Annotated in this window: 11 protein-coding genes; 8 read left to right on the top strand and 3 right to left on the bottom strand. The window is 63.3% G+C overall.

Annotation, left to right across the window (positions count from 1 at the left end):
• Positions 1-14 precede the first annotated feature (14 nt).
• The 5 genes from sufC (at position 15) to sufA (ending at position 4,400) form a co-directional block, all read left to right on the top strand.
• Entirely contained in the window at positions 15-770 is a 756-nt protein-coding gene (sufC, locus tag JN279_RS25065) for a Fe-S cluster assembly ATPase SufC (RefSeq protein WP_015318168.1), read from the top strand.
• 25 nt (positions 771-795) lie between these two features.
• On the top strand, positions 796-2,064 hold the full coding sequence (sufD, locus tag JN279_RS25060) for a Fe-S cluster assembly protein SufD (RefSeq protein ID WP_202350518.1): 1,269 nt from the start codon (positions 796-798) through the stop codon (positions 2,062-2,064).
• 115 nt (positions 2,065-2,179) lie between these two features.
• Positions 2,180-3,421: a cysteine desulfurase gene (locus JN279_RS25055; protein WP_202350517.1), complete on the top strand. Its 1,242-nt coding sequence runs from the start codon at positions 2,180-2,182 to the stop codon at positions 3,419-3,421.
• 21 nt (positions 3,422-3,442) lie between these two features.
• Positions 3,443-3,835, top strand: a complete 393-nt coding sequence (locus JN279_RS25050) for an SUF system Fe-S cluster assembly protein (RefSeq protein WP_096445261.1) — start codon at positions 3,443-3,445, stop codon at positions 3,833-3,835.
• A 184-nt stretch (positions 3,836-4,019) separates the two neighbouring features.
• Complete coding sequence (gene sufA / locus JN279_RS25045; RefSeq protein WP_013532156.1) at positions 4,020-4,400, top strand: Fe-S cluster assembly scaffold SufA; 381 nt, start codon at positions 4,020-4,022, stop codon at positions 4,398-4,400.
• A 34-nt stretch (positions 4,401-4,434) separates the two neighbouring features.
• Here sufA and JN279_RS25040 read toward each other — a convergent pair whose 3' ends face one another.
• Complete coding sequence (locus JN279_RS25040) at positions 4,435-4,932, bottom strand: GFA family protein (RefSeq protein ID WP_202350516.1); 498 nt, start codon at positions 4,930-4,932, stop codon at positions 4,435-4,437.
• Positions 4,933-5,021: 89 nt separating this feature from the next.
• Here JN279_RS25040 and JN279_RS25035 point away from each other — a divergent pair, with 89 nt between their 5' ends.
• Positions 5,022-5,345, top strand: a complete 324-nt coding sequence (locus tag JN279_RS25035; RefSeq protein ID WP_096445265.1) for a TfoX/Sxy family protein — start codon at positions 5,022-5,024, stop codon at positions 5,343-5,345.
• Between the two features lies 1 nt (position 5,346).
• Here the strand turns inward: JN279_RS25035 and JN279_RS25030 are convergent, their stop codons facing one another.
• Positions 5,347-6,264: a pseudouridine-5'-phosphate glycosidase gene (locus JN279_RS25030; RefSeq protein ID WP_202350515.1), complete on the bottom strand. Its 918-nt coding sequence runs from the start codon at positions 6,262-6,264 to the stop codon at positions 5,347-5,349.
• Between the two features lie 77 nt (positions 6,265-6,341).
• Positions 6,342-7,286, bottom strand: coding sequence for a carbohydrate kinase family protein (locus tag JN279_RS25025; RefSeq protein ID WP_202350514.1), 945 nt, complete (start codon positions 7,284-7,286; stop codon positions 6,342-6,344).
• A 281-nt stretch (positions 7,287-7,567) separates the two neighbouring features.
• Between JN279_RS25025 and recA the strand changes: the two genes are divergently transcribed.
• Together recA and alaS are read left to right on the top strand one after the other, a co-directional pair.
• A complete protein-coding gene (recA, locus tag JN279_RS25020; protein ID WP_013895892.1) occupies positions 7,568-8,668 on the top strand; it encodes a recombinase RecA in 1,101 nt (366 codons plus the stop codon).
• A gap of 260 nt (positions 8,669-8,928) precedes the next feature.
• Positions 8,929-11,595 carry an alanine--tRNA ligase gene (gene alaS / locus JN279_RS25015; RefSeq protein ID WP_202350513.1) on the top strand — a complete coding sequence of 889 codons (2,667 nt, stop codon included), beginning with the start codon at positions 8,929-8,931 and terminating at the stop codon, positions 11,593-11,595.
• Positions 11,596-11,599 lie beyond the last annotated feature (4 nt).

Genomic DNA, 11,599 nt, shown 5'->3' with positions numbered 1-11,599 from the left:
CAGGAAACAAAAGAATGCTTGAGATCAAGAACCTGCATGCCCGCATCGTCGATGACGGCACCGAAATCATCCGCGGCCTGAACCTGACGGTGAAAGCCGGCGAGGTTGCTGCAATCATGGGGCCGAACGGCTCGGGCAAGTCGACACTGTCCTACATCCTCGCCGGCCGCGAGGACTATGAGGTGACCGAAGGCGACATCCTCTACAACGGCCAGTCGATCCTCGAAATGGATCCGGCCGAGCGCGCCACATCAGGCATCTTCCTCGCTTTCCAGTACCCGATGGAGATACCGGGCGTGGCGACCATGGAATTCCTGAAGGTGGCCATGAACGAGCAGCGCAAGGCGCGTGGCGAGGAGCCGCTGAAAATCCCGGAATTCCTGAAGCGGGTGAAGGAAGCCGCCGCCTCGCTCAGCATGGACATGGCGATGCTGAAGCGGCCGCTCAATGTCGGCTTCTCCGGCGGCGAGAAGAAGCGCGCCGAGATTCTGCAGATGAAGCTGCTGGAGCCGAAGCTGTGCGTGCTCGACGAAACTGATTCCGGCCTCGACATCGATGCGCTGAAGATCGTCTCGGACGGCGTCAACGCGCTGCGCGCGCCGGACCGGGCCTTCCTGGTCATCACCCACTACCAGCGCCTGCTCGAACACATCGTGCCCGATAGCGTGCACGTGCTCTACAAGGGCCAGGTCATCAAGTCCGGCGACAAGTCGCTGGCGCTCGACCTCGAAGCCAATGGCTATGCCGGCGTGATCGGCGAAGCCGCGTGAGATGCCAGAAGGCAAGGTCAAACTGATGAATATGCACACACAACCGCAGCGGACACCGGCCGAAACGGCGTTGATCGACGCGTTCGGCGACCGGCTGTCGCTGCTGCCGGGCGACGGCGCGGTGATGCTGAAGCGCGACGACGCGATCGAGGCGATCAAGCACGGCCTGCCGACGCGGCGCATCGAATCCTGGCACTACACCGACCTGCGCCGGCTGTTGAACGTGGTGCCGGACTTCGATCCGGCTGCAGCGGCCAAGGCCGTTGCGCCGATCGTCGAGGGCTCCGCTGTTCTGTCGATCCTGAATGGCACGTCGGCTACGAAGACGCCTGCTGTTGAAGGCGTTACCGTGCAGCGCCTGTCGGAGAAGCTGATCGACGGCAGCATTGCGCCGGGCCTTGATCCCTATGGCAGCGATGATGCTATCGGCGCGCTGAACGCGGCTTTCGTCGCCGATGGTTACTTTGTCGACATCGCCGATGGCACGGAACTCGAAAAGCCGATCGAGCTGCAGAATGTGCAGGCCGGCGGCCAGACCCATGTACGCTTGGCCGTTCGCGTTGGCGTGGGCGCCAAGGCCGTCATCGTCGAGCGTCAGGCAGGTGATGGCGCTGCTCTGGTCAGCTCGGTCAGCCAGCTCGTGCTCGGCGAGGGCGCCGAGGTGACGTGGCTGATCGTCCAGGAGCAGCCGGAGACGGCGACGCATCTGGCGCAGTTCAAGGCCCATATCGGCAAGAACGCGAAACTGACGCTGTTCGTCATGAACGCCGGCGGCAAGCTGGTGCGCCAGGAGATCATGGTCAGGACGACGGGCGAAGGCGCCGACTTCAAGCTGCGCGGCATCAATCTTCTGGCCGGCGACACCCACTCCGACGTGACCATGGTGCTCGACCACGCCGTGCCGCACACGACGTCGACCGAGATTATCCGCAACGTGGTGACGGGCAAGGCACGCGGCGTCTTCCAGGGCCGCATCAACGTCCATCAATATGCGCAGAAGACCAACGCCAAGATGGCTTGCAATACGCTGCTTCTGTCGGACGATGGCGAGTTCTCGACCAAGCCGGAGCTCGAAATCTTCGCCGACGATGTCGTCTGCGGCCACGGCGCAACGGTCACTGAGATCGACCACGACCATCTGTTCTACCTGATGGCGCGTGGTGTCGACGAGAAGTCGGCCCGCGGCCTGCTGGTCAAGGCATTCGTCGCCGAGGTGATCGAGGAACTGGACGACGAGACGATCGTCGAGGCGCTGGAAGCGAGACTCGACGACTGGTTTGTGACGCATGGGTGAGGAGCGGTCGGCGTAGCCGACAAAAAGCCAACGATTTGGCTTTTTGAGCGACGAACGCCCAGAGCCATAGCGAAGGGCCGGCTGACGCTGGAGCCCGGGTATCGAAAGACAGACGATGGACCAGAAAGTCGAAACCACCCCCTACGACGTCGAGGCGATCCGCCGCGACTTCCCGATCCTGTCGCGCGAAGTCTATGGCAAGAAGCTGGTCTATCTCGACAATGGCGCCTCGGCGCAGAAGCCGCAGGTGGTGCTGGATACGATTCAGCATGCCTATTCGCAGGAGTACGCCAACGTCCATCGCGGCCTGCATTTCCTGTCCAACGCCGCGACCGACGCCTATGAGAAGGCCCGCGAGACGGTGCGCCGTTTCCTCAATGCACCCAGCACCGACAACATCGTCTTCACCTCGAATACGACCTCGGCGATCAACACAGTCGCCTATGGCTATGGCATGCCAAACATCGGCGAGGGCGACGAGATCGTGCTGTCGATCATGGAGCATCACTCCAACATCGTGCCCTGGCATTTCATCCGCGAGCGGCAGGGCGCGAAACTGGTCTGGGTGCCGGTCGATGATCTCGGCGTCTTCCACATCGAGGAGTTCGAGAAGCGGCTGACCGACCGCACCAAGCTCGTCGCCATCACGCAGATGTCGAATGCGCTGGGCACGGTGACGCCGATCAAGGAGATCGTGCGCATCGCGCATGCGCGTGGCATTCCCGTGCTGGTCGACGGCAGCCAGAGCGCCGTGCACATGCCGATCGACGTCCAGGATCTCGACTGCGACTTCTTCGTCTTCACCGGCCACAAGGTTTACGGGCCTTCGGGCATCGGCGTGCTCTACGGCAAGAAGGACATTCTCCAGGGCATGCGGCCGTTCATGGGCGGCGGCGAGATGATCGAGGAGGTGACGGAAGACATCGTCACCTACAACGAGCCACCGCACCGCTTCGAGGCCGGCACGCCGCCTATCGTCCAGGCGATCGGGCTGGGTGCTGCGCTCGACTATATGGAAAAGATCGGCCGCGAGCGCATCGCCGCACATGAGGAAGACCTCAAGACCTACGCGCATGAGCGGCTGCGGGCCATCAACTCGCTGCGCATCTTCGGCGATGCGCCGGGCAAGGGCGCCATCATCTCCTTCGAACTGCAAGGCATTCATGCCCATGACGTGTCGATGGTGATAGACAGGCAGGGCGTGGCAGTGCGGGCCGGGACCCATTGTGCCCAGCCGCTGTTGAAACGCTTTGGCGTAACCTCCACATGCAGGGCATCGTTCGGCATGTATAATACCAGGGCCGAAGTCGACGCTTTGGCCGAGGCGCTTGAAAAAGCGCGCAAATTCTTCGGATGACGAGCTTTTTGGGTGACGACCATGGATGATGCGAGCATCGCTGCCGAGACCACTCCGGAACCCGCCGCCAACAGCGTCGTTTCCGCTTCGGCCATTCCCGCCGACGAACTGGCGCGGCTGACCGACGACATCGTCTCGGCCTTGAAGACCGTCTACGATCCGGAAATCCCCGCCGACATCTACGAGCTTGGCCTCGTCTACAAGATCGACATCGAGGACGACCGCTCAGTCAAGATCGACATGACGCTGACCGCGCCCGGCTGCCCGGTGGCCGGCGAGATGCCCGGCTGGGTCGAAAATGCCGTTGGCGCCGTCGAAGGCGTGTCCGGCGTCGAGGTCAATATGACGTTCGACCCGCCATGGTCACCCGACCGCATGTCGGAAGAGGCGCAGGTTGCGGTGGGCTGGTACTAATGCATGTCGCCCAAAAGTGACCTCGGTTTTGGGACAACGACATGCATCAAGCAAAAGCCTAAAGCGTGTCACGCTTTAGGCAGGCAGAGGCTGGCGCACTTGCGCCAGTGGTAAAACTTCACCATTTTAGGTGAGGAATCATTCGGCAGGCCTTGAACCTGCATGGAATGGAGAAGGAAAAAGAATGGGACGCTTTGCCGTCATCACGATGACCGAAAAGGCCGCCGATCGGGTGCGCGAGATCGTCGCCACGCGCGACAATGCGCATGGCATCCGCCTTGGCATCAAGAAGGGTGGCTGCGCCGGCATGGAATACACGGTCGATCTGGTGACCGAACCCAACACCAAGGACGACCACATCGAGCGTGACGGCGCCCATGTCTATGTGGCGCCTGAGGCCGCCCTGTTCCTGTTCGGCACCGAGATGGATTTCGAGCAGACGACGCTGCGCACCGGCTTCACCTTCCACAACCCGAACCAGAGTTCGGCCTGCGGCTGTGGCGAGTCCGTCGAACTGAAGCCGGCCGATCTCAAGGCGTTGGCAGAGGCACGCGCCTCGGCCTGATCTTTCCTTCGCCCTGCTTACAGGGCGAAGAACACTACTCCACCCACATACCCGTCCGCCTGTGCCAGTCGGCGATCGACTCTTCCGGATAGACATCGAACACCTTGTCGCGCTTGCCGATCACGGGTTCGACCCAGTTCGCCTTGTATTTCAGCATCAGATGCACCTTTTCAGGCGGTTTCGGCAGGTCGCTGTCTATCGCCGAGGCGAAGGGATGCACCAGTTCCGGCCAGGTCGGGTCGTAGAGCCAGAGCGCCGACCCGCATTTGCGGCAGAAATTGCGCTCGCCGGTCGAGACCTCGCAATGGGGATGCTCATCGTCCTCGATCTCGGCACGGTAGACGCCAAGGCTCCTCTTGCCCCTGATGTTCAGCGTTTCGTAGTCGGCGCCGAGATTGATGGCGAAGCCGCCGCCGCCTTGCTGCTTGCGGCAGATCGAGCAGTAACACAGCATGAACGGCACCGGCGTGTGGCTTTCCACCTCGAAACGCACGGCGTTGCAGCGGCAGGATCCCTTGAGCAGAAGCGGCATGACAAAAACTCCGACGGAATGGTCTCAACCTGTCAGCATGATCTTGGTTGCGCGATGACAATGTCAAATGCCGGTGACATGATCGCGGCATGGACAATGAGCGCATCGCCGAACTGTTCGCCGGCCTCGGCCCGGTCAGCATCCGCAGACTGTTCGGCGGCAAGGGCATCTATTTCGACGGCGTCATTGTCGCCATCGTGCTGCGCGGCGAATTGCTGCTGAAGGCCGACGAGCAAAGCGCCCCCGACTTCGAAGCCGCCGGCTGCAAGCAATGGACCTATACCGGCTCGCGTCACGGCAAGCTGGTCGCGATGCCTTATTGGAGCATTCCCGACAGCGCCTTTGACGATCCCGACGAAATGACGGTGTGGGCGCGCCGGGCGTATGAGGCAGGGCGAAGGGCTGGGAAGTGAACTACAGCGCGTTCGCAATCTCCGCCGCCAGCCGCGCATTGTTTTCGACCAGCGCAATGTTGGTCTTGAGACTCCGGCCGCCGGTCAGCTCCAGGATTTTTCCCAGCAGGAATGGCGTCACCGCCTTGCCGGTCACGTTGAGCGCCTCGGCGGCCTTTTGCGCCGCTTCGATGTAGCCCGCCATCTCCTCGGCCGGGATTTCGTGGTTTTCCGGGACCGGATTGGCGACCAGTACACCGCCGCCGAGACCCAGCGCTTGCCGTGTCTGGTAGAAATGCGCGATCTCTTCAGGCTTATGCAATGTGAGCGGCGCGCGGAACGGTGACTGCCGCGACCAGAAGGCCGGCATGGTCTCGCAGCCATGGCCGATCACCGGCACGCCGCGCGTTTCCAGAACCTCCAGCGTCTTTTCGATGTCGAGGATCGCCTTGGCGCCGGCCGAGACGACGATGACTGGCGTGCGCGCCAGTTCGTCGAGGTCAGCCGATATGTCAAAGCTCTTTTCGGCGCCTTTGTGCACGCCGCCGATGCCGCCGGTGGCGAACACTTTTATTCCGACCATATGCGCAGCGATCATCGTGGCGGCGACCGTGGTGCCGCCGGTGCGGCCTTGCGCCACGGCGAATCCAAGGTCGGCACGCGACAGCTTCATGGCGTCGCCGGTCATCGCCAGCGACTCCCGCTCGCCGTCGGACAGACCGATCTTGATGCGGCCGCCAACCACGGCGATCGTCGCCGGCACGGCGCCGCCGTCGCTGATGATCTTTTCGACATTCGCCGCCATGGCGCCATTGTCGGGGTAGGGCATGCCATGGGTGATGATGGTGCTTTCCAGCGCCACCACCGCCCGCCCGGCGGCTAGCGCCTGCGCCACCGGCGCGTGGATGTCGATGAAGGGGCGGGCGGTCTCAGGGGTCATCTCGAATCTCCAATCCGCAGTGGGTCGCATCCATAAGGACACGTAGCCTGCACTGCGGCGTTATGAATTTGCCGGTCTCATGCCACTTCCCGGGCTTCCGGCACAAGAGCCAGAGCATCCGCAAAGGCCGCAGCGGTGAAGTCGGGAACTGCGTCGGCGCTTTCTATGGCCAGCGTCGCCGCGGCAACGCCTTCGCGCAAGGCCTGGCGCAATGGCAGGCCGCGCAGCAGCGCTGCGATCGTCGCGCCCGCCAGCGCGTCGCCGGCGCCGGTGACATCAGCGATTCTTCTTGGAGCAGGCGGCAGGATCGTAAAGGCGCCTGTGTCATCGAAGCCCAGCACCGGCGCGCTGCCTGCCGTGACCACGCCGCTGGCAAGGCCGCTGCATCGCAACCCGTCGATCACATCTCGCTCAGCGGCACCTGCATGGACGCCGGCCAACACGACGGCCTCGCGTCGGTTCATGAAGACCAGCGCCAACGCGCCGAGCACCGGTATCAGCCGCACCACCTTGGCCGGCGAAATGGCAATGGCATAGACCGGTTTGCCGGCGGCAAGCGAAACCAGCCGCTCCAGTGCCGCCGACGGCAGATTGGCGTCGCACAGGATGGCGTCGGCGGCAGCGACCGCCTCGCGGACCTTGGAGCGCCGCATCTGCTTGGGGAACGCCAGATCATAGAGCGCCATGTCTGCAAAGCCGACGATCAACTCGCCCTCGCGATCGATCAGCGCCGTGTAACTCGGCGTCGTGCGGTCGAGGAAGACCGCCGACAGGTCGGCGATGCCGGCCTGCGCGATGGCCCTCGAAATGGTGTCCGCCCCGGCATCGCCGCCGCGTATCGACATCAGCGAGCCCGATACGCCGCGCCGCACTATGCTGCGTAGCGCGTTGAACACGCCGCCGCCGACGTCCTCGCGCATCGTGCCGGGATTGGACGCGGCCGGCACGTAAGCGCCGGACACCTGGCCACGCCGGTCGATATGGGCGCCGCCCACGGCCAGTATCTCGATGGATTTCACCATGCCGGCGATATGCCCTTTGTTATTGCAACTGCACAAGCGCTAGACTGCGTCGTAGACCTTCGCCAGCAAGATGGCGATTCGGCGCATCGATACAATCGAACAGTCTGGCCCAATGTAGGGTGCATTCCTGTTCGGTCTCTTGGTACGAAAAAAGAACAAATCCGGATATCGATTGTTTTTCAGATATTTGATCCCTCTTGCCAAACGAGAACAAAAAAGGTACAAAATGGCAGGGATTACGGATTGTCCGGCCTTCATTGACGACCAAGGGGTGATGTATCATGGCTCAGAATTCTTTGCGGCTTGTAGAGGATAAGGCAGTGGACAAATCAAAGGCTCTGGATGCGGCGCTGTCGCAAATCGAGCGGGCTTTCGGCAAGGGCTCGATCATGCGGCTCGGCGCGAACGAGCAGGTCGTCGAGATCGAAACGGTGCCGACCGGCTCACTCGGCCTCGACATCGCGCTTGGCGTCGGCGGCCTGCCGCGCGGCCGCATCATCGAAATCTACGGGCCGGAAAGCTCGGGCAAGACGACGCTGGCGCTGCACACGGTGGCCGAAGCCCAGAAGAAGGGCGGCATTTGCGCCTTCGTCGATGCCGAGCACGCGCTCGATCCGGTCTATGCCCGCAAGCTTGGCGTCGACCTTGAAAACCTGCTGATCTCGCAGCCCGACACCGGTGAGCAGGCGCTGGAAATCTGTGACACGCTGGTGCGCTCCGGTGCCATCGACGTGCTGGTGGTCGATTCGGTCGCGGCGCTGACGCCGCGCGCCGAAATCGAAGGCGAGATGGGCGATTCGCTGCCGGGTCTTCAAGCTCGTTTGATGAGCCAGGCGCTGCGCAAGCTCACCGCCTCGATCTCGCGTTCCAACACCATGGTCATCTTCATCAACCAGATCCGCATGAAGATCGGCGTCATGTTCGGCTCGCCCGAGACCACGACCGGTGGCAACGCGCTGAAATTCTACGCGTCGGTGCGTCTCGACATCCGCCGCATCGGCTCGGTCAAGGACCGCGACGAGGTCGTCGGCAACCAGACCCGCGTCAAGGTGGTCAAGAACAAGCTGGCGCCGCCCTTCAAGGTGGTCGAATTCGACATCATGTATGGCGAGGGCGTGTCCAAGACCGGCGAGCTGGTCGACCTCGGCGTCAAGGCCGGCGTGGTCGAGAAGTCGGGCGCCTGGTTCTCCTATAATTCGCAGCGTCTTGGCCAGGGCCGCGAAAACGCCAAGCTGTTCCTGCGCGACAATCCCGATACCGCACGCGAGATCGAATTGGCGCTGAGGCAGAATGCCGGGCTGATCGCCGAGAAATTCCTCGAGAATGGTGGCTCTGAGGGCAATGGCGACGACGGTTTTGAGGACGAAGCCGGCGCGATGTAGGCGACGGCCAGAGTTCGGCCATAAAGTCGGCCTATGACCTGATGCTTAAGTAATCGAGTTCTTTAGTACCGCGTTCAAAACCGCCGGCCTTCGCGCCGGCGGTTTTTCGTTTTGGCGGACCAATGGACTCCTTGGATTGGCCCAGTTCCGTGTTTCTGGACAGGCTGGGGCGTGCCCGCTAAAAGGCCAAATCTATTTCTGCAAAGCAGAGACCAGTTTCCGCCGGCCGCGCCGGCGGTTTTCGCGAAAAGGCAGCAGTCATGAGTGGCGTGAACGAGATCCGGTCGACCTTTCTCGACTATTTCCGCAAGGAGGGCCACGAGGTCGTGGCCTCGAGCCCGCTCGTGCCGCGCAACGATCCGACATTGATGTTCACCAATGCCGGCATGGTGCAGTTCAAGAACGTCTTCACCGGTCTGGAGAAGCGGTCCTATTCGCGCGCCACCACTGCGCAGAAGAGCGTACGCGCCGGCGGCAAGCACAACGACCTCGACAATGTCGGCTACACCGCGCGCCATTTGACCTTCTTCGAGATGCTCGGCAATTTCTCCTTCGGCGATTATTTCAAGGAGCGTGCCATCGAGCTTGCCTGGAACCTGATCACCAAGGAGTTCGGGCTGAAGAAGGACAAGCTGCTGGTCACCGTCTACCACACGGACGACGAGGCGGCCGGCTTCTGGAAGAAGATCGCGGGTTTCTCGGACGATCGCATCATCCGCATCGCGACCTCGGACAATTTCTGGGCGATGGGCGACACCGGTCCCTGCGGCCCGTGCTCGGAAATCTTCATCGATCGTGGCGAGCACATTTGGGGTGGTCCTCCCGGCAGCCCCGAGGAGGATGGCGACCGCTTCCTCGAATTCTGGAACCTGGTGTTCATGCAGTATGAACAGGTGACGAAGGAGGAGCGCATCGACTTGCCGCGCCCGTCGATCGACACCGGCATGGGCCTGGAGCGCATGGCCTCCATCCTGCAGGGCGTGGAAAGCGTCTTCGAGACCGACCTGTTCCGGCACCTGATCGATGCGGCGTCTTCCGCGCTCGGCCGCGCTCCCGATGCGGAAACGGTGGCGTCCTACCGCGTCATTGCCGATCATTTGCGCTCGTCCTCCTTCCTGGTCGCCGACGGCGTGCTGCCGTCGAACGAGGGCCGCGGCTATGTGCTGCGCCGCATCATGCGCCGCGCCATGCGCCACGCGCAGCTGCTTGGCGCGAACGAGCCGCTGATGTGGAAGCTTGTGCCGGCGCTGGTGCGCGAGATGGGCCAGGCCTATCCCGAATTGCTGCGCGGCGAGCAGCTGATCACCGAGACGCTGAAGCTCGAGGAGACGCGCTTCCGCAAGACGCTGGTGCGCGGCCTCGGCCTGCTTTCGGAGGCAACCGAGACACTTCATGCCGGCGACATGCTGGATGGCGAGACGGCGTTCAAGCTCTACGACACTTACGGCTTCCCGCTCGACCTGACGCAGGACGCTCTGCGCCAGCGCAGCATCTCGGTCGATCTGGCCGGCTTCACCAATGCGATGGAGCAGCAGAAGGCCGAGGCGCGCAAACATTGGACCGGGTCCGGCGAGGCCGCCACCGAGACGGTGTGGTTCTCGGTGCGCGAAAAGACCGGCGCCACCGAGTTCCTCGGTTACGAGACTGAAGCTGCGGAAGGCCTCATCCAGGCGCTGGTCAAGGACGGCAAGACCGTCGACAGCGCCGGCAAGGGCGACGCCGTCGCCGTGGTCGTCAACCAGACGCCGTTCTATGGCGAGTCGGGCGGCCAGATGGGCGATACCGGCATCATCTCGGGCGAAGGATTCTCGATCGAGATTTCCGACACGCAGAAAAAGGCCGACGGGCTGTTCGTGCATCTCGGCAAGGTGGCGAGCGGCACCGTCAAGACGGGCGCTGCCGTCGAGCTCAAGGTGGACCATGCGCGCCGCACCAGGCTGCGTGCCAACCACTCTGCCACGCACCTGATCCACGAGGCGCTGCGCGAGGTGCTGGGCACCCATGTCGCGCAGAAGGGCTCGCTGGTCGCGCCGGAGCGGCTGCGCTTCGACATCTCGCACAACAAACCGATCTCGGCCGAAGAGCTCGAAGAGGTCGAGCGCATGGCCAACGAAATCGTCGTGCAGAACGGCCCGGTGACGACGCGCCTGATGTCGGTCGACGACGCCATCGCCGAGGGCGCTATGGCGCTGTTCGGCGAGAAGTATGGCGATGAGGTGCGCGTCGTGTCGATGGGCACCGGCCTGCACGGCGCCAAGGCCAACCGGCCCTATTCGGTCGAACTCTGCGGCGGCACACATGTCAGGGCGACCGGCGATATCGGTCTGATCCGCGTCGTCTCCGACAGCGCGGTCGCCGCCGGCGTGCGCCGCATCGAGGCGCTGACGGGCGAGGCAGCGCGCAAACATCTCGACGAGCAGGACAGGCGCCTGAAGGCGGCGGCAGCCGTGCTGAAGATCTCGCCCGCCGATGTGCCGGCGCGTGTCGAGACGCTGCTCGAGGAGCGTAAGAAGCTCGAGAAGGAACTGAGCGAGGCGCGCAAGAAACTGGCGCTCGGCGGCGGTGCCGCCGCGGGTGCGCCCTCGGAGAATGAGACGGTTGCGGGCGTCGGCTTCCTCGGCAAGGCGGTCTCCGGCGTGTCGCCCAAGGATCTGAAGCCGCTCGCCGATGCCGGCAAGACCTCGCTTGGCTCTGGCGTCGTCGTCTTCGTCGGTGCCGGTGAGGACAACAAGGCCAGCGTCGTCGTCGCCGTCACCGACGACCTCGTCGGCCGCTTCAGCGCCGTCGATCTGGTGCGCGTCGCCTCCGCCGCCTTGGGCGGGCAGGGCGGTGGCGGGCGGCCCGACATGGCCCAGGCCGGTGGCCCGGATGCCTCGAAGGCCAATGATGCGATCGCGGCTGTGAAGGCGGCGCTCGAAGCCGCCTGAAAGC

The sequence above is a fragment of the Mesorhizobium sp. 113-1-2 genome (assembly GCF_016756475.1).
GTDB classification, from domain to species: Bacteria; Pseudomonadota; Alphaproteobacteria; order Rhizobiales; family Rhizobiaceae; genus Mesorhizobium; species Mesorhizobium loti_C.
The sequence above is the reverse complement of the archived record's forward strand: the minus strand, read 5'-3'. Positions and strand labels throughout refer to the sequence as shown.

Bases quoted from the DNA above. Each gene is read 5' to 3' on its own strand.
- sufD (WP_202350518.1), top strand. From the start codon at position 796: ATGAATATGCACACACAACCGCAGCGGACACCGGCCGAAACGGCGTTG.
- JN279_RS25025 (WP_202350514.1), bottom strand. From the start codon at position 7,286: ATGGTGAAATCCATCGAGATACTGGCCGTGGGCGGCGCCCATATCGAC.
- JN279_RS25055 (WP_202350517.1), top strand. From the start codon at position 2,180: ATGGACCAGAAAGTCGAAACCACCCCCTACGACGTCGAGGCGATCCGC.
- JN279_RS25050 (WP_096445261.1), top strand. From the start codon at position 3,443: ATGGATGATGCGAGCATCGCTGCCGAGACCACTCCGGAACCCGCCGCC.
- JN279_RS25040 (WP_202350516.1), bottom strand. From the start codon at position 4,932: ATGCCGCTTCTGCTCAAGGGATCCTGCCGCTGCAACGCCGTGCGTTTC.
- sufC (WP_015318168.1), top strand. From the start codon at position 15: ATGCTTGAGATCAAGAACCTGCATGCCCGCATCGTCGATGACGGCACC.
- JN279_RS25030 (WP_202350515.1), bottom strand. From the start codon at position 6,264: ATGACCCCTGAGACCGCCCGCCCCTTCATCGACATCCACGCGCCGGTG.
- sufA (WP_013532156.1), top strand. From the start codon at position 4,020: ATGGGACGCTTTGCCGTCATCACGATGACCGAAAAGGCCGCCGATCGG.
- JN279_RS25035 (WP_096445265.1), top strand. From the start codon at position 5,022: ATGGACAATGAGCGCATCGCCGAACTGTTCGCCGGCCTCGGCCCGGTC.
- alaS (WP_202350513.1), top strand. From the start codon at position 8,929: ATGAGTGGCGTGAACGAGATCCGGTCGACCTTTCTCGACTATTTCCGC.
- recA (WP_013895892.1), top strand. From the start codon at position 7,568: ATGGCTCAGAATTCTTTGCGGCTTGTAGAGGATAAGGCAGTGGACAAA.